Annotated in this window: 21 protein-coding genes and 1 tRNA gene; 11 read left to right on the top strand and 11 right to left on the bottom strand. The window is 62.1% G+C overall.

Features of this window, described 5'->3' with window-relative positions; translation table 11 throughout:
• The first annotated feature begins 10 nt into the window (after positions 1-10).
• On the top strand, positions 11-211 hold the full coding sequence (locus EHF33_RS12705) for a type II toxin-antitoxin system antitoxin (RefSeq protein ID WP_124872165.1): 201 nt from the start codon (positions 11-13) through the stop codon (positions 209-211).
• A 130-nt stretch (positions 212-341) separates the two neighbouring features.
• On the opposite strand, the gene EHF33_RS12700 is transcribed toward EHF33_RS12705, so the two are convergent.
• Positions 342-833, bottom strand: a complete 492-nt coding sequence (locus tag EHF33_RS12700) for a gamma-glutamylcyclotransferase family protein (protein ID WP_124872163.1) — start codon at positions 831-833, stop codon at positions 342-344.
• Between the two features lie 128 nt (positions 834-961).
• Here EHF33_RS12700 and EHF33_RS12695 point away from each other — a divergent pair, with 128 nt between their 5' ends.
• Positions 962-2167, top strand: a complete 1206-nt coding sequence (locus EHF33_RS12695) for a S1C family serine protease (RefSeq protein ID WP_124872161.1) — start codon at positions 962-964, stop codon at positions 2165-2167.
• A 13-nt stretch (positions 2168-2180) separates the two neighbouring features.
• Here the strand turns inward: EHF33_RS12695 and EHF33_RS12690 are convergent, their stop codons facing one another.
• The gene (locus tag EHF33_RS12690; RefSeq protein WP_124872158.1) at positions 2181-2912 is read right to left on the bottom strand and encodes a DUF421 domain-containing protein; all 732 of its coding nucleotides are present in this window, start codon (positions 2910-2912) and stop codon (positions 2181-2183) included.
• Entirely contained in the window at positions 2909-3148 is a 240-nt protein-coding gene (locus EHF33_RS12685) for a hypothetical protein (protein WP_124872154.1), read from the bottom strand. Before EHF33_RS12685 ends, EHF33_RS12690 begins: the two co-directional genes overlap by 4 nt.
• Before the next feature lie 54 nt (positions 3149-3202).
• Here EHF33_RS12685 and EHF33_RS12680 point away from each other — a divergent pair, with 54 nt between their 5' ends.
• The 3 genes from EHF33_RS12680 (at position 3203) to EHF33_RS12670 (ending at position 4483) form a co-directional block, all read left to right on the top strand.
• Positions 3203-3754 carry a 5-formyltetrahydrofolate cyclo-ligase gene (locus EHF33_RS12680; RefSeq protein ID WP_124872152.1) on the top strand — a complete coding sequence of 184 codons (552 nt, stop codon included), beginning with the start codon at positions 3203-3205 and terminating at the stop codon, positions 3752-3754.
• Between the two features lie 53 nt (positions 3755-3807).
• Positions 3808-3883: transfer RNA gene (locus EHF33_RS12675), tRNA-Lys, on the top strand.
• A gap of 219 nt (positions 3884-4102) precedes the next feature.
• Positions 4103-4483 (top strand): hypothetical protein, encoded by a 381-nt coding sequence (locus EHF33_RS12670; protein ID WP_124872149.1) that lies wholly within the window; start codon positions 4103-4105, stop codon positions 4481-4483.
• 171 nt (positions 4484-4654) lie between these two features.
• Here the strand turns inward: EHF33_RS12670 and EHF33_RS12665 are convergent, their stop codons facing one another.
• Entirely contained in the window at positions 4655-5365 is a 711-nt protein-coding gene (locus EHF33_RS12665; RefSeq protein WP_164473478.1) for an MHYT domain-containing protein, read from the bottom strand.
• A gap of 271 nt (positions 5366-5636) precedes the next feature.
• On the opposite strand from EHF33_RS12665, the gene EHF33_RS21885 reads away from it, so the two are divergent.
• Positions 5637-5861, top strand: coding sequence for a DUF7014 domain-containing protein (locus EHF33_RS21885; RefSeq protein WP_420889946.1), 225 nt, complete (start codon positions 5637-5639; stop codon positions 5859-5861).
• A 71-nt stretch (positions 5862-5932) separates the two neighbouring features.
• Here the strand turns inward: EHF33_RS21885 and ppgK are convergent, their stop codons facing one another.
• The 4 genes from ppgK to EHF33_RS12645 all read right to left on the bottom strand — a co-directional run bounded on the left by ppgK (position 5933) and on the right by EHF33_RS12645 (position 10499).
• The gene (ppgK, locus tag EHF33_RS12660; protein ID WP_124872144.1) at positions 5933-6682 is read right to left on the bottom strand and encodes a polyphosphate--glucose phosphotransferase; all 750 of its coding nucleotides are present in this window, start codon (positions 6680-6682) and stop codon (positions 5933-5935) included.
• 113 nt (positions 6683-6795) lie between these two features.
• A complete protein-coding gene (locus EHF33_RS12655) occupies positions 6796-9033 on the bottom strand; it encodes an ATP-dependent Clp protease ATP-binding subunit (protein ID WP_124872142.1) in 2238 nt (745 codons plus the stop codon).
• Positions 9034-9315: 282 nt separating this feature from the next.
• The gene (locus tag EHF33_RS12650; protein ID WP_124872139.1) at positions 9316-9879 is read right to left on the bottom strand and encodes an NUDIX hydrolase; all 564 of its coding nucleotides are present in this window, start codon (positions 9877-9879) and stop codon (positions 9316-9318) included.
• The gene (locus tag EHF33_RS12645) at positions 9876-10499 is read right to left on the bottom strand and encodes a MazG family protein (protein ID WP_124872136.1); all 624 of its coding nucleotides are present in this window, start codon (positions 10497-10499) and stop codon (positions 9876-9878) included. Before EHF33_RS12645 ends, EHF33_RS12650 begins: the two co-directional genes overlap by 4 nt.
• Positions 10500-10633: 134 nt before the next feature.
• Here EHF33_RS12645 and EHF33_RS12635 point away from each other — a divergent pair, with 134 nt between their 5' ends.
• On the top strand, positions 10634-11203 hold the full coding sequence (locus tag EHF33_RS12635) for a hypothetical protein (RefSeq protein WP_164473360.1): 570 nt from the start codon (positions 10634-10636) through the stop codon (positions 11201-11203).
• Positions 11204-11280: 77 nt separating this feature from the next.
• On the opposite strand, the gene treS is transcribed toward EHF33_RS12635, so the two are convergent.
• Together treS and EHF33_RS12625 are read right to left on the bottom strand one after the other, a co-directional pair.
• On the bottom strand, positions 11281-12945 hold the full coding sequence (treS, locus tag EHF33_RS12630) for a maltose alpha-D-glucosyltransferase (RefSeq protein ID WP_124873174.1): 1665 nt from the start codon (positions 12943-12945) through the stop codon (positions 11281-11283).
• Positions 12946-13125: 180 nt separating this feature from the next.
• On the bottom strand, positions 13126-13566 hold the full coding sequence (locus tag EHF33_RS12625; protein WP_124872128.1) for an OsmC family protein: 441 nt from the start codon (positions 13564-13566) through the stop codon (positions 13126-13128).
• A 338-nt stretch (positions 13567-13904) separates the two neighbouring features.
• Here EHF33_RS12625 and EHF33_RS12620 point away from each other — a divergent pair, with 338 nt between their 5' ends.
• Both EHF33_RS12620 and EHF33_RS12615 read left to right on the top strand, forming a co-directional pair.
• Positions 13905-15125 (top strand): coiled-coil domain-containing protein, encoded by a 1221-nt coding sequence (locus EHF33_RS12620; RefSeq protein ID WP_124872125.1) that lies wholly within the window; start codon positions 13905-13907, stop codon positions 15123-15125.
• Positions 15126-15278: 153 nt separating this feature from the next.
• Complete coding sequence (locus EHF33_RS12615) at positions 15279-16148, top strand: alpha/beta hydrolase (protein WP_124872122.1); 870 nt, start codon at positions 15279-15281, stop codon at positions 16146-16148.
• Here EHF33_RS12615 and EHF33_RS12610 read toward each other — a convergent pair.
• Positions 16145-16987: a PhzF family phenazine biosynthesis protein gene (locus EHF33_RS12610; protein ID WP_124872119.1), complete on the bottom strand. Its 843-nt coding sequence runs from the start codon at positions 16985-16987 to the stop codon at positions 16145-16147. The genes EHF33_RS12615 and EHF33_RS12610 overlap by 4 nt on opposite strands.
• 211 nt (positions 16988-17198) lie before the next feature.
• On the opposite strand from EHF33_RS12610, the gene murD reads away from it, so the two are divergent.
• On the top strand, positions 17199-18527 hold the full coding sequence (gene murD, locus EHF33_RS12605) for a UDP-N-acetylmuramoyl-L-alanine--D-glutamate ligase (RefSeq protein WP_241191326.1): 1329 nt from the start codon (positions 17199-17201) through the stop codon (positions 18525-18527).
• Between the two features lie 2 nt (positions 18528-18529).
• Positions 18530-19648 (top strand): FtsW/RodA/SpoVE family cell cycle protein, encoded by a 1119-nt coding sequence (locus EHF33_RS12600; protein WP_124872113.1) that lies wholly within the window; start codon positions 18530-18532, stop codon positions 19646-19648.
• Positions 19649-19695 lie beyond the last annotated feature (47 nt).

Below are 19695 nucleotides of genomic sequence, written 5' to 3'. Positions count from 1 at the left end.
CCCGCCGAGCATGACCCGCAAGCATTTTGCCCTGAGAATCAGCCCCAATCTTTACGCCGCGCTGGAGCGCTGGGCCGCCGACGACCTGCGGAGTGTCAACGCCCAGATTGAATATCTGCTGGTACAGAGTGTCAAGAAAGCGGGCCGGAGCAAGGAAAAAGAGTCGCCCGAAGGTGAGGAAAGGCAAAGCGGAGCTGAGACAGAGAGCTGAGCGTCTCAGCAACCAAAAGGGGAAGAGCGCGGCCCGAACGCTCTTCCCCTTTTTTGATTCAACGCGCCAGCCAGACTCGGTTTTGTGAGCCGCTGGGCGCAGCTCTTCCTTTCAGCAGCCCACTTTCCCCTCACTCCTCCCAAGTCTGGCGCGGCCCTTCGGAGTGGCGCTCCGGTACATCTGCCCAGCGGCCCGAGGCGACAGGAAAAAAACCGGCGGCGTCCCTGCGGGCGGAGCGGGCATACAAATACACCCAAGTTTGGCGCGGCCCCTGCTCCGTCTGAGCGGTGACTTGGACGCGGTGATACAGCGGCGGCATGAGGTGAAGCCCTTCTAGATCATCCAGAAAGGGCAGGGCACTCACCCAGCTCTGGGCGTCGTAGGTATACAGCCAGCCCGATACTGGAACACTGGCTCCTTCATCCGCAAACAGCGCCGGATAACCTTCGGGCCGCAGATCAGCCAACACCACGCCGCTGAGCTGAGCGGGTTCGGCGTGGTAGTTACCGCCGCGCCGGGCCACTTCTTCCCAGCGCTCGCCGGGCATCAGGGTGCCATAGACAAATACGCTGGTCAGGTCGGTGTCGGTCTGAGACAAAGCGGGCGCAAAAGGTTCATTCATGGCTTTTAGAGTAGGTCAAAACAGCGCTGCGCCGGAAAGAGTCAGCCAGCACCCCAAGTTGAGAGGCGTCCCGGCCGCAATGTCAGACTTGCGCCGATTTCTCACCGCCAGACGGTGCAGAGTAGAGCATGTTGCCCTCAAAATCGCGCCCGCGCCCGGCTCGCCACCTCGCCGCCATACTCCTCGGCCTCAGTTTGGGCGCAGTCGGCATCTCCGCCGCCCAAAGCGCCATGCCCACTTTGCCTAATCCTCCGGCAGGCAGCGGCCTCTTGCAAAATTCACCGCTCGCGCCCAAACCGCTGAGTGCCAGCGAAGCCAAGAGCCTGAGGAGCATCTTCACCAAGTCGCGCCCCGGCAGCCTGCGCTTAGAGCAGTGCCCGGTCAAAGGCAGTTGTGTGGCCCCCGACGGCGAACCCGACGGGCTGGGCAGCGGCTTTGTGATCGAGTCGGGCAAAAACGGCACGCTGGCACTGACGGCTTACCACGTGGTGTTCGGAGCCAAGAATCTGGTGGCGGTGACCGCCGACAAAACCCGTTATCCAGCGACGGTGGTGGCTTACGACGACTCACACGACGTGGCCCTGCTCAAAATCAACGTTCCGGCGGGCCGCACTCTTGCCGTGTTGCCGATCGCCGCCGAGATGCCCAAAGTCGGTCAGAGTGCGCTGGCGATCGGCAACGGGGGCGGCGAATTTCTGGTGTCCAAAACGGGTCGGCTCACCGCGCTTGACGTGGCCGCCAGCCGCGCCAATTTTCCTTCCGGTACGCTTGAACTGACCGCGCCTTTGGTGCCGGGTGACAGCGGCGGGCCGATTTTGAACGCTCAGGGCGAAGTGATGGGCATCGTCAGTTACATCAGCGCCCGCGCCACGCCGTTCGGCATTGCTACCCAGTCGTCTTACGCGGTGCCGGTGACCAAAGCCAGCCCGCTGCTAAGCGAACTGCGCAGCGGCGTCAAGGTGGACGCCCCCGTCATTGGCCTGCTGTCATTTGGTGACATTGCCGACGAGTATTTTGAACCGCTGGGCTTGGGCAAATTGCCGGGGGCGGTGTTTACCTCGGTGACCAAAGGCAGCCCCGCCGATCAGGCCGGACTCAAACCTCTCAAGCCGCTGACCAGTGACGAGTACGGCACTCCGACCCGGCTTAGCGGCGACGTGATCACCGCCATCAACGGCGTGCGGATTCGCAACTTTGATGAGCTGCTCAGCGCCGTGCGGGCACGCAAAGTTGGCGACACCATCAAGCTCAGTGTGGTGCGCGACGGCAAAGCGATTCCTGACTTGAGTCTCAAGCTGGGGCCGCGCACCATCACGGCGGAAGAGCAGCGGTAAACAGAAGCGGGAGCTAAACCGCCCCTGTTTCCTCGGCGTCCAGCGGGTCAATCACCGCAGGTGTAAAGCCCTGCGCTTTGCCGCACACTGGGCAGTGGCCCGGCACCACACCGCCCCGGCTGACGCTCCCACAACTGAGGCAGGCCACCGGGCCAGCATGCGCTTCTCCGCCCACTACCTTTTCCGGCTTTTCCAAATCCCAGGGCGGCACAATCGGCAATCCCGGTGGCGCTTGGCCTGATGGATGGACGAACAAGCTGAGCTGGCCGTTTTGCTCGAAGTAGGCCCGCTGCACTTCGCCAAGTTGGCGCACGCTCTGGTTGCGCAGGGTTTCGCACACGTCTTCGCGGCTGAGTTTGGCGTGTTCGAGCTCAGCGAGTTGCAGCACCCCACCGCGCACCAATTCGCTGGGCCGACCTTCTATGAGCGTCTCGATGGTTTCGCGGCGGCGAATGAGCCACGCCAGGCCTTGCTGGAGTCCCACCACCAAGGCCATCACCAGCATGGCGTGCAGCAGCGGCACTTCGGGGTAAAACATCGGGTCGCCCACCGCCGAGCCAAGCGCAATGACGATGGCGAACTCGATGGCGCTGAGCTGCGCGAGGCTGCGCCGCCCGGAGGAGCGCAGCAGCACGATCAGCCAGATGAAAATAATCAGCGTACGGACGACAATTTCGACGTAAAACAGCGGCGGCGCGTCGCCCAAAAAGAGCCGCGCCCAATCGAACGGCTTGACGTCGCTCATGGCTGCTCAGCAGCGCTCTCGGCTGAACTTATTCCCAAACCCGCCAGAATGCGGGGGCGGTTCCAACCGATCAGCTTGGAGAGTTCGGTGAGGGCTTGCTCGAAGACTTGGGCATCGGCATTCAGCTCATCTGTGTTCACCTCGGCTGCATTCACATCATCTGGGCTGTGCTGACGCAGGATGAGCCACAGGGCGTTGCGGCGCTCCAAAAAGGCGCGGGTGTCGGTGAGCGGCATCTGCTGAGTGTAGCCAGAACCGGAGGCCCATAGCCAAGTGCTAAGCTCTGCCGAATGAACCTCAGTCCACCGCTCACCAGCGACTCCAAAGCCGAGTGGCGCAAGTGGGCGCGGGGGCGGCGAGCGACCCTGCCGGACGTGTCAGCACAAATCGTGGAGCAGTTGCGAACTTTCTTGGAAGCTGAGGGCGCGTCGGTGGTGCTGGCTTACCGGGCTTTGCCGGGCGAGGTGGACGTATCGGCGCTGAGCGGTCAGTTTACCTTGCTCGCGCCGCGTGCCCACTTCCGGCCCGCCGCGCACCTGACCTTGCACGCCTGGGAAAGCGCCACAGAGCTAAGCCGTTTCGGGGCGCTTGAGCCGCCGCTGGGCACGCCGGAAGTGAACCGGGCCAGGATCGATACCGTGCTGCTGCCGGGACTGGCCTTTGACAGATCCGGTGTGCGCCTCGGCTACGGCGGCGGCTTTTATGACCGGCTACTCTCCGGCTGGGCGGTGAGGACAGTGGGTGTGGTGCAGGAAGCCTTGCTGCTGCCCGCGCTGCCGCGTGAGGCCCACGACTTGCCCGCACAGTGGCTGGCGTGCGAATCGGGGGTGCGCCGCGCTTGACACCGCCCGCACGAGTGCCTATACTCCCCTTCGCTTGGCCTCCAGCCTTTAATGGATCGTTAGCTCAATTGGCAGAGCAGCTGACTCTTAATCAGCGGGTTGTAGGTTCGATTCCTACACGATCCACCACCTTGAACACCGTCTAGTGCGGTGTTTTTCCGTTTCTCTATTCTGCTGTCATGCTTCCCAACGCGGCGGTTGTCACTACCGTGTCACTGCCAGCTCAAAAAAGGCTTGGTTTGGCCCACCCACCGCCACTGGAAAGAGGTCACTCAGATCAAATGCGGCCTCTTCTCTTTGGTCATCATAAAGGTGGGCGTACACGCGCAAGGTGAAAGCCACGTCTGCATGGCTCAGCCGGTCACTGATGAGGGCCAGCGGCAAGCGGTGAACGTGCTGGCCTTTGCCGCTGCTGGGCTGAGCCACTTTCTAGCGCCGCAAAATGCTGAGCCGTGGGCCACCCTTCACTTACAGCTCGCGGCGGCTCCCTTTCATCTTTTGGACGTTCAGACGATGCGCCACGCCTTCCCGATCATTGGCGGGTCGGCATGGTACATAGCCGCTCTCGAAGCAGGGCCAGCACGCCGGGCCGCCCAGCTCGCGGCATGCTGGGCCGTGTCCTCACTGGTTGCCGGTGTCACCCAGCCGTATGAAGACGGCGAAGCGGAGGCCATGCTAGATACGCTGCTCACGTCCTACACTTCGCTTGTGCCGCTGAGACTGAATTGAGCAAAGCAGAGCGCCCCGCGTCACCCGGTAAGGGAATGAAGTGGGGCGCTCTCGTAGGGGGTGGGGGGTGAAAAAAAGTTTGGGGAGGGGGTGAGTATATTCTTCCAACCCCACTCCGAAACGGCGTCAACACTTACAGGACTTTTCTAACCCGGCACCCTACCCCCTTTCCTAGAGGGAGGTGGGGGTGGAAGTCTTGGTGGTGCCAGCTTCTACGAAGAGAAACGCCGCTATCGCCACGAACACCACCATGGTCAGGCTGAGCACCAAGTAGAACAGGGTCTCAAAGTCGACGCCGCTCACGGGCGTAGTGTTCAGCGGCTGCGGGAGGTATGAGATAGCGGCCATGCCGGTGTAGTGCATTCCGGCGATCGCAACGCCCATGACCAGAGACGCACCGAGCTGAACACTGATTCGGGCGGTACGGGTGAGGTCAGCGACGATCACGCGGGAGAACAGGTAGAACGCGACGATCGCCGCTCCCACGGCAATCAGTACGCTCAGGCCGACCAGAAGGGGGTTGTACTGTGGGGTGGCGTTGAGTTGCAGCGCAGCCATGCCGATGTAATGCATCAGGACGATGCCGCTTCCGGCGATGGCCCCGCTGGTAAGGATGCGCGGGATGGTCGGTGTTCCTTTGAACAGCAGGACGCTCGCGGCGACAAGGAAGCCGATGGCACTGACACCAGAGATGAGCGTGAGCGGCAGGCCGTACCCGACGTTGACAGGGAGTTGCATGGCGAGCATTCCCACGAAGTGCATGGCCCAGATGCCGTACCCGAGAACCGCGCCGAGGACGACCGGAGCGACAGTTCCACCGACGCGGGCGTAACGGCGAGCGAGTTCTAGAGCGAGGCCGGAGGTGATCACGGCGATGATCACGGAGAACAGGATATACGGGGTGTTCCAATAGGTGTGCAGCATGGTGTCGTGCATGTGTCAGGCTCCTCTGAGTTGATTGCCAACTCGGTTCATTCAAACCTAAGCACTGCGTTCTCACACGCTTCTTACTCCTGTAAGCGTGGATACCAAATACCCCCAGCGTTGATCGGAGCCTTCAGCTTCAGAGGTTATGTTGCCTTGACCGCATTGGGTTACTGTCTACTCTAAACGCGGCTGGCTCTACAATCCTAAAGATACGGCGAACAAACTCGTGGAAGTGGCATTGGATAACCACTTACTCCCCTCTTGGCAAACCGGAAGCTTGACCGGCGTTCGTTTAGCTCTAGAAACCGTCGGTACGCCGCGTAACAAAATGGGCGGGCATGGCCAAAGTCCATCAGTCGTTGAAGTGCCTGAGTATTATGTAAGAGATGCACTCAATACGATAGCCAGCGCCATTATTCTCCTCGCTGAGGCTGGTAAGACCTTACCTTAGATAAAAATTTGAAAAACAAGGTGCATTAACAGCTTCAATCCAGCCTCGTAAAAATGTTTGCCATCCAACCTCTACCGCTCCAAAGCGTACAGCGCCGCGCCCACAATGCCCGCGTCGTTTTGCAAGCTGGCCGTGACCACTTTGGTTTTGCACTCGATATTCGATTGCCATTTTTCGGCCTTTTTGCTGATACCGCCGCCGATAATAAACAGATCCGGCGAGAACAGCATCTCAACATGCTGCAAGTATTTGTTGGCCCGCTTCGACCAGCTTTTCCAGCCTAAATCTTCTTGTTCGCGGGCGCGGTCTGAGGCCCATGCTTCGGCTTCGGTGGCGGCCTTGTCGACGTTGAGCCACAAATGGCCGAGTTCGGTATTGGGCACCAGCACGCCGCCGTACATCAGTGCGCTGCCAATGCCGGTGCCGAAGGTCAACAAGATCACTGAGCCAACTTCACCTTTGCCCGCGCCGAAGCGGGTCTCAGCGAGTCCGGCGGCGTCGGCGTCGTTGAGGAGGGTGACTTGCTGGCCGGTGGCTTTGGTAAACAGATCGTCGGCATCGAGGCCAATCCAGCCTTTGTCCACGTTGGCCGCGCTCATGGTGTGGCCGTGCTGCACCACGCCGGGAAACGTCACCCCAACTGGCCCACTGTGATCGAAATGCTTGACCAATTCAGCCACCACCTCGGCGACGTCGTGCGCTTTGGCCCCAGCAGGTGTATCAATTCGCAGGCGCTCCGCCGTGAGCTTGCCAGTGTCCGTGTCTACAGGAGCGCCCTTGATCCCGCTGCCGCCGATGTCAATGCCGAGAATGAGGCTCATATCTTTTAGCGTATCAAGTTTGGGTGGGGGGATGCGTTTATTTCTAGACCCTCCCCCCCACCAAAAAAAGGGAGCAGACCCCTCAAGATCCGCTCCCCGCACTCTCAAAACACTCAGGCCAGAATCTGGGTTTGCTCCTGCTTGCCGCGCTCAAAGGTCAGGTGTTCGGTACCGATCTTGACCCGCACTTCCTCGTCGCCGTGCGAGAGCAGTTCCAGCGCCAGCGGGTCTTCGATCTCCTCGCGCACCAGCGTGCGGAGCTGCCGCGAGCTGCCCACCGCGTGCTTGGGACTGCGGGCCTTGAGTTTGCTGACCAGCCAAGCCGCCACACCCGCTTCAAATTCCACGCTGAGTTCGCGGCTGGCGAGTTCCTCGCGCATCTCGTCGAGCAGTTGCTGCGACACCCGCACCAGTTCGTCCTCACCCAGAGGCCGGAAGCGAATCACTTCGTCGAGGCGGTCTAGGAATTCTGGGGTGAACATGTGGCGCAGCGGGGTGTTGTTGTCTGGCGTCACCGGACTAAATCCGGTGGTGGGGCTGACGTTGAAGCCGGTGTTGCTGGTCATGATCAAGATGGTGCGCCGGAAATCCACCGTGCGGCCCAGTCCGTCAGTCAGGCGGCCATCGTCGAGAACCTGAAGGAAGGTGTTGTAGATGTCGGGGTGGGCCTTTTCGATCTCGTCGAGCAAGATCACGCTGAACGGCTGGCGGCGCACCGCTTCGGTCAGGCGTCCACCCTGCTCGTAGCCCACATAGCCGGGAGGCGAGCCGATTAGCTTGCTAACGCTGTGGGCTTCCTGAAACTCCGACATGTCCACCCGAATGAGCGAGCGCTCACTGCCAAAGAGGGTGCGGGCCAGCGCTTTGGCAAGGTGGGTTTTGCCCACGCCGCTCGGCCCCACGAACAGGAAGCTGGCCGCCACACGGGTTCGGCCCCCCAGCCCCACACGGGCGCGGCGCAGGGCATTGCTGAGCGCTTTGATGGCCTCGGGCTGGCCGTACACTTGCGAGTCGAGCTGATCGTCGAGGTCGGCGAGTTGGGCCGCCGTTTCCTCAGAGTAGATGCCGCCCATCGAGTTGATGACGCTCTCAATGTCCTCACGGGCCACCATCGGCTCGCCCATCTCGTTCTCGGCGACTTGAATGCCCAGACTCATGTTGAGGCGCACCCGGCTCGCGGCCTCGTCGATCAGGTCAATGGCCTTGTCGGGAAAGTTACGGCCCGGCAAGCTGCGTTCACCGATGCGCACGGCCAGATCAATGGCCGCGTCAGGAATCTGGACACCATGATGCTCCTCGTAGCGGGCACGCAGACCGCGCAAAATCTGAACCGTCTCAGCGGGGCTGGGTTCCAGCACGATGACGGGTTGGAAACGGCGCTCTAGGGCTGCGTCCTTTTCGATGTAACGGTGATACTCGCCGGTGGTGGTCGCGCCGATCACCTGAATCTCGCCGCGTGAGAGGGCAGGTTTGAGGATGTTGGCGGCGTCTAGCGTGCCTTCCGCGCCGCCCGCGCCGACCAGGGTGTGCAACTCGTCAATGAAAGCCATGACTTTGGCGTTGCGGAGCTCTTCGATAATCTGGCGCAGCCGCTCCTCGAATTCGCCCCGGTATTTGGTTCCGGCCACCACGCCCGACAGATCGAGGCTGACCAGCCGGACGCCGTGCAGGTTGGGCGGGGTGCGCTTCTCGTGAATGGCCAGCGCCAGCCCTTCGACGATGGCGGTTTTACCCACGCCGGGATCACCGATCAGCACTGGATTATTTTTGGTGCGGCGCGACAGGATTTGGGTCACGCGGCGAATTTCATCGGCGCGGCCAATCACCGGGTCGAGCTTGCCTTCACGCGCCTGCTTGGTGAGGTCGCGGCCATATTCGTCGAGGAAGGGCGTCGCCACCGGCTTGGCCGCCTTGCCGCCCGCCGCGTCGCCCTGCGCCAGAATGCGCCAGCGGATGGTGTCCACGTCTTTGGTGAGTTCCTGCAAAATGCGGAAGGCCACGCCGTCACCCTCACGGATGATGCCCAGCAAAATGTGCTCGGTGGAGGTGACCTGAGCGCCCAAGCTGCGGGCCTCGGCGCTGGCGAGCTCCATGACCCGGCGGGCACGCGGCGTGATGCTGGGGGCGTCGTTGAGGCGGTTGCCCTCGCCGCGCCCGATAATTTCTTCGACCCGGCGGCGCAGACCGTCTAAGGTGGCGTCAAATTCGCCGAGGATCAGCGCCGCCGTGCCGCCTTCGCGCATCAGGCCCAGCAGCAGATGTTCGGGGCCGACCATGGCGTGGCCGAGGCGGTTGCCTTCCTCGCGGGCGTAGTGAAAAACCAGTCTGGCTCGGTCATCGTATCGGTTCATGGCATCCCTCGAAAACTGGCCGTACAGACCAAAGAACGAACTTGAGTGAAGGGGGCGGCGGCGCGGCTTGGGGTGAAATGAACGCTCGGGAAGTATAGGGGAAGCGCTCTGAACGGCAGGTCACAACTGAAGCTGGCAACGCCGGTCAGGCGCGGCAGCGTGCAGGAAAAACGTTCGAGAAAGCTGGGCACTGCCGTTATTTTAGAGCGGCGCGGTGAGCAGCAGGCCGCCTAATCTCACCATCTCGCCCTGACGCCCCGCTGAACAGAGCGGCGCGGAGCCTTAGTGGACGCCGCTTTCCAGTAGTTCATGTACCACACGCGCCGTCATGCCCCAGATGTCGTGGCCCTGCCAGGGATAGCGGTACAGCAAAAACCGGCGACCGTCCGGCCCGGTTCGTTCTTCGGCGGGCTGCTCCAAAGCACGCAGCTCGCTGAGCGGCGGCAGCAAAATAGCCGCCACTTCGCTGCTCGGCGCGAGGCGAGGCTGGGCCTCCAAGCGGGCCAGCACCGGCGTGACGTGAAAACCCGCTGGCGTGAACACGTCGTCGAGTTCGCCCAGCACGCTCACCGTGCTTTCCTCCAGGCCGACTTCTTCCCAGGCTTCCCGCAAAGCTGCTTGCGTAGCCGTTTCGCCCGCTTCCAAGCTGCCACCGGGAAAACTGATCTGGCCTTGGTGGGTGGGAAGGTCGCTGCTGCGGACAGTGAGCAGCACCCTCGGATCGGCCTCGCGGGTCAGGCCCACCAGCACGGCGGCGGCGCGGTAGTGCGGCAAATGCAGAGCGCGGCGGGTGCGCCCACGCTGCCAATCGGCCCACGGGTCAAGCTCAGACCTCTCCCCTCTCACTCGGCGTCCAGTTGGCGCAGGGTAGCGTCGGTGTGGGCCCGCAGGGCGATTTCGGGGTTGATCCCGCCCGCCCGCGCCCACGCCACCACAGCGGCCAGCACTTGCCCGGCGCTTTGTTCGTCGCAGGCGACTTGTTGGAGCGCTTCGTCAATGGCAGAAGTTGAACTGGCGCTTGCCTGACTTAACTTCTGGGCCTGCGCTTCCCGCGCCAGTGCTCCCAGCGCACGCGGAATCTGGTCGGCAGCTTTTCGGGGTTTACCACCGCGCTCCTGAGCTTTGATGTTTTGCCAGTTGCGGATCACCTCGTCGCTACCCGCCACCTGAACCTCACCGAACACGTGCGGGTGCCGCCGAACCAGCTTGTCCACGATCCTCTGTTCCACGTCTCGGTAACTAAACGTGCCCGCTTCCTCAGCGATCACGCTGTGAAACGCCACTTGCAGCAGCACGTCGCCGAGTTCGGCCGGTAACTCGGTCATATCGCCCGCCGAGATCGCGTCGGCGGCCTCAGCAGCTTCTTCGAGCAGGTAGGGGCGCAGGGTCTGGTGGGTCTGTTCCTGATCCCAGGGGCAACCGCCGGGCCCACGTAGGCGGCGCATGGTGCTGAGCAGCTCATTCACTCCGCTATGCTACCCGCCCAGATGAGGGCCAACGGCGAACTTGCTTGCCAAACTGAAGGCGAGCTGACGCGCTGGGCCGCCTCAACTCACTGACAGGTCACCTTTCATCAGCTTGTTTGGCTCACAGTGAAGCCATGACTCGCCTCTCCCTGAACCCACTGCGTTTGACAAGTGCCGCCGCCCTGAGCTGTGCCTTACTGGGCGCGGCGCTCGCCCAAACCGCTCCCGACCCTGCTGCTCCACCCGCCCCCGCGGCTGCGACAGCTCCGGCACCGACGCCGCCCGCCCCTGCGGCCGCTCCAGTCATGGCGGCGGGGCCACTTAACCGCGAGAAACTTCAAAACGCCACCTACGTCATTTTGCCGCCCGTGATTCAGGGCAATGCTTCACTGATCGGCGGCAGCGACCTCAAAGAAGTTTTGGGAGCCATGTCACGCGACTCGCAGGGCGCTCTCAAGCGGCACTACCCCGGTGCCAGTTTCACCACCGATGTCAACGCCCCAAACGTGATCCGGGTCTCGCCGCAGATGCAGGCTCCCGGCGCTCTGGTGCCCTGGGCCAACATCGGTGCCCGCTGGGTGATTCAGGCACAGGGCGCACCGGACTTGGTGTTGCAGCAAGACTTCAGCTTGTGGTCGGTGTACACGCACCGCGCCGACGCCGCCAACTTCGTGTTCGACCAATTGGCCCAGCGGCTCCCGTAAACAGTTTTAGAGAATGAAGAAAGAGGGGTGAAGAGGAAAAGCCAATCCTTTTTCGCCCCTCTTACCACTTCCCAAACCTAATTCAGCCGCATCCAGTAGTAATCATATTTGCCCAGCGTCATCGGGTACGGCTCCTCGCCGATCATGGGAAAAGGGCTGGCTCCGGCCAACGTTACGGGCGTGCGGTTGCGGTAAGCGCTCAGGTCGAGCGTGACGGCCTGCGCGTTGGCCGCGAAGTTGCTGACGATCAGCAGGGTTTCTTCCTCGGTGCGGCGGATAAACGCCAAGATCGCCGGGTTGTTGGTGTCGACAAAGGTCAAGTCGCCGTGCGCGAACGTCGGGTGGCGGCGGCGCAGTTCGAGCTGGCGCGAGTGCCACTTCAGCAGGCTGCTGGGGTCTTGCTCCTGACTGGCGACGTTGACCCGCTGGAAGCCGTACACCGAATCCTGAATCGGCGGAAAAAAGCAGTCGGCGGGCGCAGCCGTAGAAAAGCCGCCGCTGGTTCCGGCATTCCACTGCATCGGAGTCCGTACGCCGTTGCGGTCGGCCTGCGACAGGTCGTCGCCCATGCCGATTTCGTCGCCGTAGTACAGAAAGGGGCTGCCCGGTAAGGCCAGCAGCACGGTGGTCAGCAGCTCGATTTTGCGCCGGTCATTGTCGAGCAGCGAGGACAGGCGGCGGCGAATGCCCACGTTGATCTTCATGCGGGTGTCGGGCGCGTAGGCAGCGTACATGAAGGCCCGCTCGTCGTCCGTGACCATCTCAAGGGTGAGTTCGTCGTGGTTTCTGAGGAAGGTGGCCCACTGCCCGAACGCCGGAATGGCCGGCAGGCGATCCATGATCTCGCGGATGCTGGAGGTGTCTTCGCGCTTGAGGCTCATATACAGCCTCGGCATCACCGGGAAGTTGAAGCACATGTGAAACTCGGGATCGGCGTCGGTGCCGAAATATTCCACCACGTCTTCGGGCCACTGGTTGGCCTCGGCCAGCAGCAATCTGCCGGGGTACTCGTTGTCCACCATCCGCCGCAGCCGCTTGAGAATCTCGTGGGTTTCGGGCAAGTTCTCGCAGTTGGTGCCTTCCCGCTCCACCAGATACGGCACAGCGTCCACCCGGAAGCCGTCCACGCCGAGTTCCAGCCAGAAGCGGGCGGCGGTCAGCAGTTCATTGGTGACTTCGGGGTTGTCGAAGTTGAGGTCAGGCTGGTGCGAGAAGAAGCGGTGCCAGAAAAACTTGCCGACCTGCTCGTCGTACGTCCAGTTGCTCGTTTCGGTGTCAGTGAAAATAATGCGGGCGTCGGCGTACTCGGTGCCGGTGTCGCTCCAGACGTAGTAAGAGTAATACGGGTTCTCCGAGCCGTCGGGCAGGGTCGGGCCTTTGCGGGCAGCCTGAAACCAAGCGTGCTGGTCGGAGGTGTGGTTGGTGACAAAGTCTGTGACGACTTTCAGGCCGCGTGCGTGGGCTTCGCGCAGAAACACCTTGAAGTCCTCTAAGGTGCCCAGATCCGGGTGAACGTCGGTGTAGTGGGCCACGTCGTAGCCGTCGTCGCGCAGCGGGCTGGGATAAAACGGCTGGAGCCACAAGCAGTCCACGCCCAACGTGCGCAGGTAGTCGAGCTTGCCGGTCAAACCCGGAAAGTCGCCTTTGCCGTTGCCATCGCCGTCGGCGTAGGTGCGAACCGAGAGCTCATAAAAGACGGCACTTTTGTACCACTCGCCGGGCTGCTGCACCGAGGCGGTCATGCTGGACAGGGAACTGGCAGAAGGGGACTGAGTCATGCGTCTTATTCTAGAGAACCTTAAGTTGGAAGCGTCCACTCTTTATTAAGACTCGGCGATGCCGAAACCCGTACCCAGCTCAGACACGGACGCAACAAAAAAGCCCCAGCACTCAGCCGGGGCAAATGTTCAGGCGGACGGGGCTTAGTTCTCCAGCACCGCTTCGTGCTCAATTTCCACGTTGCCTTTCATGATCTGGCTCAGCGGGCACATCTCGGCGGCTTTGGTGACCTGCGCTTCAAAACCGGCTGGGTCGAGGCCGTCCACCGAGCCGCGCACCATCAACTTCATTTTGGTGATCTTAAAGCCTGCGCCGTCGGGCTCCATCACGCAGGTGGCGTCGGTGGCCAGTAAGCGGGCGGGGTGGCCATCAGCCGCGAGCAGGGCCGAGAGCTGCATGGTAAAGCAGCCGCTGTGGGCCGCCGCCAAGAGTTCTTCGGGGTTGGTGCCGGGAGCGTCTTCAAAACGGGTGTGAAAGCTGTAGGGCGTTTCTTGAAGGACGCCGCTGCCGCTGCTGAGTGTACCTTTGCCGTTTCGGAGGTCGCCTGTCCAGCGGGCGTTTGCTTTGCGTTCGATAGTGGCCATAGTTTTTATGAGACACCTTAAAGAAGCTTGCAAGGTGAAAACACGCTCTGGAGACCTTCAGGAAGCGTGGTTGGCCAAATATGACAGAGTTGGCCTTCAGAGTACTTGAAGGCTGCTCCGAGCAGGAGCAAAATCCCGCCGGGAAGCCCAGCAGACCGCTGCCGCCCCCCCCAGCGGCAAACGCTCCGGAGTGCTATACATAAAGACTCAGTTAGGCAAGTGTCATGCCCAGCCGGGGTTATGTGACACAATTGACCCTAGATGTGAGTAAAGTGGCACCCTTAGCAGCGCAGCCGGTTTGTCTGGCTTGTCCGATCCACTCTCACCTTGGAGGAACTATGAAGCACAAATTGATGAGCACCACTCTCACCTTGATGATCGGCAGCTCGGCTTTGGCCGGTGGCGCTGGCCCCGCACCCATCGTCACTCCTGTTAAACCCGCCCCGGTCATGCCCGCTGTCAAGCCCGCGCCCCCCATGCCCAAACCGGCCATGACGATGCCCGCCTGCACCGAAGGCGGCTGGGCCAAGCAAGCCATCGATCTGGTCACGTCCAAGGGCCTGTTTATCGGCTATCCCGACGGCAGCTTTGATTGGTGTAATGCCATCACCCGCCAAGAAGTGGCGCAGGTGCTGGCCCGTTTGCTGGCTCAATTGCCCGCGAACCAAACCACCTTCGATCCTGCTGAGCTTGAAACCCTACGCCAGGGCGTGCAGCAAGCCCTCGACGGCCTCAAAGAACTGACCGCGCGGGTTGACGCCCAAGACCAGACCATCGCCGATTTGCAAAGCCAGATTGCGGCGCTGCAAGCGGCCATGGACAACATGCCCGCTGAAGGCGGCAGCGGCATGGCAGGTGCGGCTGGAATTCCCGGAGAAGCTGGCCCGGCAGGCGCTGACGGCGCAGATGGTGCTGACGGAGCCGACGGCGCACAAGGCCCGGCAGGCCCCGCAGGTGCAGCCGGCCCGGCAGGCGCTGACGGTGCTGATGGAGCCGACGGCGCAGATGGTGCTGACGGAGCCGACGGCGCACAAGGCCCGGCAGGCCCCACAGGCGCAGCCGGCCCACAAGGCATTCAGGGCGAAGTTGGCCCGCAGGGTGCTGCCGGCCGCGATTTCGTGCCGCCCGCCGCGCCGTTCCGCTACGGCAACTACATTGGCGCTTCGTACTACGGCGTGCTGCAAAACAGCGTCGGCACGATGGCCCGCGTGATGGTCGGCAACGACTCGCTGTTCGGCAACTTCGGCGTCCGCTTGACCGGCGACATCAAAGTCAGCGGCAGCACCCCCGGTAACAGCGCTTCGGGCTTGGTCACGTACCGGGGCACCACCGGACGCTTTGACGGCATCCTCGGCGTGGGCGGCGGCTACAACTTCGACCGTCCGGCAACCGCCAACAGCACCAACAAAGGCTCCACCTTCGGCGAATTGCTGGTGGGCGTCGACTACCGCATCATCGACCGTATCGCTCTGTTCGGCGAAGCCCGTCAGCACTACTACTTCGACGGCACCAACGACAACATCAGCTCGATTGCCGCTGGCCTGAAGTTCCGCTTCTAAACCATTTTTCACCCAAAAGTCCGGCCCGCTGTGGTCGGGCTTTTTTTGTGTACAAATTTGTGTGCAGGGCTGCGCGTCGATATGGTTTGGCGGCGGTGTAGTTTGTCTGCGGTGTGGTTTGGCTTTGGACTGCCGCCATGTCAGACTGCGGGCATGTCACAACCTGCGCTGCCCGCGTCTGCTCAGCCTTGGCCGTTTGCTTCGGGCGGCCCCTCTCTCCACGGTACGGTGTTCGCCGCGCCCAATGAGCGGGCCGCCGTGCTGCTCACCCACGGCTACGCCGAGCACCTTGGCCGCTACAGCCGCGTCATCGCCGCACTGAACCAAGTGGGCGTGAGCGTGTATACCTACGATCAGCGCGGACACGGCCAGTCGCCCGGCGCACGGGCAGTGGTGGATATGGACGTGTTGGTCAGCGACCATTTGCGGGCGCGGGAAGCGCTGCAAGAACTCCAGGTGCCGCTGATCGCCTTTGGTCACAGCATGGGCGGCCTCATCACGGCGGCTTCGGTGCTGCGCGACCCACGCGGCCTTGCGGGCGTGATTTTGTCCAGCCCGCTGCTGTTGGTTGGCGAAGACGAAAGCGCGGTTCTCAAAGCGCTCAGCGGCGTGCTGGGACGGTTCTTTCCCAGTTTGCCGGTTACCGTGTTGGAATCGGGCGGCTTGTCGCGCCTCCCCGAAGAAGTCAGCGCTTACGACAACGACCCGCAAGTCTACCGGGGCAAAGTTCCGGCCCTGACCGCCGCCAGCATGCTGCGCCTCAGCCGCCAACTCAGCGCCGAGTATCCGCAGTGGCGCTTGCCCACCTTGGTGCTGCACGGCACCGCCGACCGCCTCGCTGACGTGCGCGGCTCGCAGCGCTTTGCACAGACGGCGGGAACGGCCCGCACCCCTAGACCGGCCATCGATTACCTCGAAGTGGAGGGCGGTTACCACGAGCTGTTTAACGACACCGTGCAAGCAGAAGTGACGGCCAAAATGCTGGCGTGGGTGGAGCAGCTGTTGGCAAGCCAAGAAAGCTAGACCTTTGGCGGCCCCGCTATGCGGCCTTCCAAAGTAATCACAGCTTGGCCGAGTAACTTGACCCGCTCGCCTTCTAAACGCAGCCGCAACTCTCCACCACGCGCTGAGGCTTGATAAGCGCTGAGTTCGCTCTTTCCCAACTTGGCCGCCCAATACGGCGCGAGGGCGCAGTGGGCCGAGCCGGTCACGGGGTCTTCGGGGATGCCCAGATTTGGGAAAAAGCCGCGTGAAACGATATCGTAGCCCTCATCGCCCGCTGCTGTTACGATCACGCCGCGTTTACCCAGCGGCCCAAAGTGGGCCAGATCTGGTGTAAGGCTCCGCACCTGCTCCGCGCTGGGCAGCTCCACCAGATAGTCGAGGCGGTTGGCACCTATCCACAGCGGCTGCGCTCCCAACAGCGCGGCCATATCCACCGGCGGCTGAACTTCGGTGGCGAGTTCGGCGGGAAAGTCCAGCTCGATCCACTCGCCCCGTTTCACCGCGCTGAGCGGGCCGCTGAGGGTTTCAAAGTGCGCCGCCGCATCGCCCGCGAGCGCTCCGCTTTGCCACAGCCAATGGGCGGCCGCCAACGTCGCGTGCCCGCACAAGTCCACCTCGATAACCGGGGTGAACCAACGCAGGCTGTACTGATGTGAGGGCAGCGGCCAGACGAAAGCGGTTTCGGCGTGGTTGAGTTCGCACGCCACCCGCTGCATCCAGTCGGGCGGCGCAAGTTCGTCCAGCAAGCACACGCCCGCCGGGTTACCGCTGTAAGCGCGGGAGGTGAAGGCGTCCACCACGGCAAGCGGCTGGGTGAGTTGTGCTTGGGTCAAATTCGGTTGAAGAAGTGCACTCATAATTGAGGAGAATACCCCGCCGTTCAAGGAGACGCGGCCACTTTGGACTAACTTGGCGGCTTTCTCAACCGGCTTTGGCCTCTGGCCTTGCAGTTGCGGCGCACTTTATTGCCCACACTGCGCTAGGCTGAGTGGCGTGACACCTTCTCCTGACCCTGCTACTACTGAACCTGCTGCTCCGCATTTTTCGCCGCACGCACGGCCCCAGACCCTGGTGTATGGGTTGGGCCGCAGCGGACGCGGCGTGCTCAGATTTCTGGCCCGTACCCAACAAAGCGCCGATTGGTTCGATGCCCGTCCCAGCGCCGAAGACTTTGATCTGGCCGCGCAATTCGGCTTTGCCCGAGCCGACCTCACGCCAGCCGACCGCATTCACGCCGACCTCACCCACGCTTACACCACGGTGGTGGCCGCGCCGGGTGTGCCGATCGACCATCCCGATTTGGAGGCGCTCCGGCAGCGGGGCGCAGAAATTATCGGCGAAGCGGAACTGGCCGCCCGCGCTTATCCGCAGGTGCCGATGGTGGGCGTCACCGGCACGGCGGGCAAAGGCAGCACCACCGTTTTGATTGCCCAACTGCTGCGTGCCAGCGGCCTGAACGCCCGCGAAGGCGGCAACATCGACCCGCCGCTGCTCGACATCATGGACGGCGTGGACGCGGCGGTGGTGGAGCTGTCGAGTTTTCAGCTCGAACGGGTCAGCAGCTTTGCGCCGCGTGTGGCCGTCATCACCAATCTGGCCAGCGACCACCTCGACCGCCACAAAACCGTCGAGGCTTATCACGCCGCCAAACTCAACATCACCCGCGCCCAGCGCTCCGGCGACTGCTTGATCGTGCCGACTGGCTTAAGCGTCACAACGCAGGCCCAGATTCTGCATTTTGACGCCGCCCACTTGCACCTTGCAGACGGCTCGGCGGTGCTGGACGTCAGCGAACTGCCCGAAGGCGTGCATCCGGCCAACGCGGCGGCAGCAATTCTGGCGGCAGAGAGCTTGCTGAAGCAGTTGGGCCGTCCCGTCTTGCCCGAGGTATTCAAACAGGCTTTGAGAACGGCCCAGCCAGTCAAGGGCCGCTTTGAAACGGTGGCCCATTGGAATGATCTGCGCTTCGTCAACGACTCGATTGCCACCCGCACGGTGGCGGTGCAGTCGGCGCTGGAGCAAGCCAAGGCCCCGATTGCTTGGCTGGTCGGCGGGCGCGACAAAGGCGCAGACCTTGAGCCGCTGCGCCGAGCCGCTGCCGGTAAAGTCCGCCGCGTGATCGCTTTTGGTGAAGACGGCCCCAAATTGGCAGAGGCGTTGGGCTTGCCGTTCGTGGTGGTGCCCTTTACCGGACAAGGTGCGGAGGTGACCATGCAAGAAGCCGTGCGGTTGGCTGCCGAGACTTTGGACGGGAGCGGCACGGTGCTGCTGGCTCCCATCGGCACCAGTTTCGATCTCTACCGCGATTACGCCGAGCGCGGCGCATCCTTTACCAAAGCGGCGCAGACTTGGATCGAGTCACGGGACGCACGCCAAACAAGCGAGGTCAACACGTGAATATGAGTGCCAATTTGCTGCTGGCTCAGGTGCTGCTGCTGGTGCTGGGTACGCTGGCCGTCGGCACCGCCGATCCGGAAAACTTGCCGGATCAAGCTTTCAAAGCGGTGCTGGCCATCCTGATCACGGTCGGCCTCTCTCAACTGCGGCCCAAAGTGTTTCTCAAGTTGGCCACACCCGCTTGGTTGGTGAGTTTGGTGCTGCTGGTTTTGGTGTTCTTTATCGGTCACGGCACCGCCACTTCATCCGGCACCAAGCGGTGGTTGTTCAGCGGCATTTTTCAATTTCAACCGTCTGAATTTGCCAAACTCAGCCTCATTTTGATGCTGGCCAGCTTTTTTGCTCGGCGGGGGGTTTACCGCAAGCTGATTTCGGCCACCGGTATGATCGCCCTGACCACGTTATTGGTGCTGATCGAACCGGACTTGGGCACCACTGTACTGATGTTCTCTCTGGGCATCGTGCTGATGTACGCCGCCGGAGTGCGCTTTACCAACATCACGGCGCTGCTGTTTGCGTTGGCGCTGCTGGCCTTACCTATTTTGAGTATTTATTTAGAACGCAATCCTTATATTTTGGAACGCTTTTTAACATTCATTTCGCGGGACAAAGTCAGCGAAAGCGTGGCGGTCAAAGGACTTGACCAGATCGGGATGGCCCACCGTGATTTGAGTTTCGGCGGCATTTGGGGCCAAGGGCCGGAAGCGCCGCGCTATCCGTATTTCGCCGATCACACCGACCTCGCAATTGCTTCGGTGGGCTTTTCCACCGGCCTGCTGGGCGTCACGATGGTGCTGTTTGCGTACTGGCTGGTGGTCTCCACCGCTCTGCAAGTCGCCCAACTCGCCGCCCGCGTGCGCCCGATGACGCCCAATTTGCACGGAGCCAGCATCATGGCCACCGGCGCGATGTACATGATCGTGGGGCAGGCGTTTGTCAATCTGGCGGTGGCGGCGGGCATTTTCCCGGTGACCGGCGTGCCGCTGCCGCTGGTGAGTTACGGCTTTTCCAGCATGCTCAGCATGTCCATTGCGCTGGCCATCATCCACTCGGCTCTGCGGGAAGTCAAGAGCGCCCTGCCGCAAGAAGAGCGGACACCGGAGCTGATCGCCGCCGACTGAGAAGAAGAGGAGCAAGCAGGGCCGCTGAATCAGGCGGCCTTTTTGCT

Source organism: Deinococcus psychrotolerans, assembly GCF_003860465.1.
Classification (GTDB): Bacteria; Deinococcota; Deinococci; order Deinococcales; family Deinococcaceae; genus Deinococcus; species Deinococcus psychrotolerans.
The sequence above is the reverse complement of the archived record's forward strand: the minus strand, read 5'-3'. Positions and strand labels throughout refer to the sequence as shown.

Coding starts and splice junctions, on each gene's coding strand:
- EHF33_RS12610 (WP_124872119.1), bottom strand. CDS start 16,987: ATGAGTGCACTTCTTCAACCGAATTTGACCCAAGCACAACTCACCCAG.
- EHF33_RS12615 (WP_124872122.1), top strand. CDS start 15,279: ATGTCACAACCTGCGCTGCCCGCGTCTGCTCAGCCTTGGCCGTTTGCT.
- ppgK (WP_124872144.1), bottom strand. CDS start 6,682: ATGAGCCTCATTCTCGGCATTGACATCGGCGGCAGCGGGATCAAGGGC.
- EHF33_RS12625 (WP_124872128.1), bottom strand. CDS start 13,566: ATGGCCACTATCGAACGCAAAGCAAACGCCCGCTGGACAGGCGACCTC.
- EHF33_RS12705 (WP_124872165.1), top strand. CDS start 11: ATGACCCGCAAGCATTTTGCCCTGAGAATCAGCCCCAATCTTTACGCC.
- EHF33_RS12655 (WP_124872142.1), bottom strand. CDS start 9,033: ATGAACCGATACGATGACCGAGCCAGACTGGTTTTTCACTACGCCCGC.
- treS (WP_124873174.1), bottom strand. CDS start 12,945: ATGACCGCCTCGGTGCAGCAGCCCGGCGAGTGGTACAAAAGTGCCGTC.
- EHF33_RS12670 (WP_124872149.1), top strand. CDS start 4,103: ATGGCTCAGCCGGTCACTGATGAGGGCCAGCGGCAAGCGGTGAACGTG.
- EHF33_RS12685 (WP_124872154.1), bottom strand. CDS start 3,148: ATGCCGCTCACCGACACCCGCGCCTTTTTGGAGCGCCGCAACGCCCTG.
- EHF33_RS12690 (WP_124872158.1), bottom strand. CDS start 2,912: ATGAGCGACGTCAAGCCGTTCGATTGGGCGCGGCTCTTTTTGGGCGAC.
- EHF33_RS12680 (WP_124872152.1), top strand. CDS start 3,203: ATGAACCTCAGTCCACCGCTCACCAGCGACTCCAAAGCCGAGTGGCGC.
- EHF33_RS12700 (WP_124872163.1), bottom strand. CDS start 833: ATGAATGAACCTTTTGCGCCCGCTTTGTCTCAGACCGACACCGACCTG.
- EHF33_RS12695 (WP_124872161.1), top strand. CDS start 962: ATGTTGCCCTCAAAATCGCGCCCGCGCCCGGCTCGCCACCTCGCCGCC.
- EHF33_RS12620 (WP_124872125.1), top strand. CDS start 13,905: ATGAAGCACAAATTGATGAGCACCACTCTCACCTTGATGATCGGCAGC.
- EHF33_RS12600 (WP_124872113.1), top strand. CDS start 18,530: ATGAGTGCCAATTTGCTGCTGGCTCAGGTGCTGCTGCTGGTGCTGGGT.
- EHF33_RS12635 (WP_164473360.1), top strand. CDS start 10,634: ATGACTCGCCTCTCCCTGAACCCACTGCGTTTGACAAGTGCCGCCGCC.